Source organism: Vibrio mexicanus (assembly GCF_001012815.1).
Lineage (GTDB): Bacteria > Pseudomonadota > Gammaproteobacteria > Enterobacterales > Vibrionaceae > Vibrio > Vibrio mexicanus.
Genome location: NZ_JYJP01000124.1, coordinates 1 through 527 on the forward strand (window position 1 = coordinate 1; position 527 = coordinate 527).

The 527-nt window shown below is 42.3% G+C and carries 1 protein-coding gene; it reads right to left on the minus strand.

What is annotated here, in order from left to right; genetic code table 11:
- Positions 1-455 (minus strand): hypothetical protein (locus UA76_RS19265; protein WP_047049519.1); only part of this gene is annotated, 455 nt, incomplete at its 3' end.
- Between the last annotated feature and the right edge of the window lie 72 nt (positions 456-527).

Here is a 527-nt window from a genome sequence, read left to right on the forward strand (position 1 = left end):
GGCAACTTTGCTTCATGCCACGTGTATACGATCCCTCGCTTTCGGTCAAAATAGACTTCGGCATAACGTGGATATTTTATAAGAGCTCTTCCTAATAAAAGGGTAATGAATAATGCGATGCTAATGAAGCTCAAGGTATAGGTTAGTGACTTTTTTAGCCCTTCTGTTCCATGCATGTACACCGCTTTGATATAGCGACCCCAAGAGGTCTTTCCTTTTTCATTTACTAGAGCATGGATATAGTCATCTCCAATTGCTTTTGTGTAGGGAATCTCAGGGTTAGAGCTTGCTTCGACTATGGAGTTGGCATACCTAATTTCGTGCGAACTTGGTCCAAACTCATGAAGAAGTTTAAGAGTTATTAGCAAAGAAACGAAAAATAACGGTAGCAGACTCCACTTTCGTGCATTATGGTTGGCTTTACGGACGGTTATTACGTCATCATCAACCGACATAACTGGCTCCACGGGGTCTGCAGATGGCTCTAATGTTACTTGTTGGGAAAAGCTTTCCCGCCAACTGGTAAA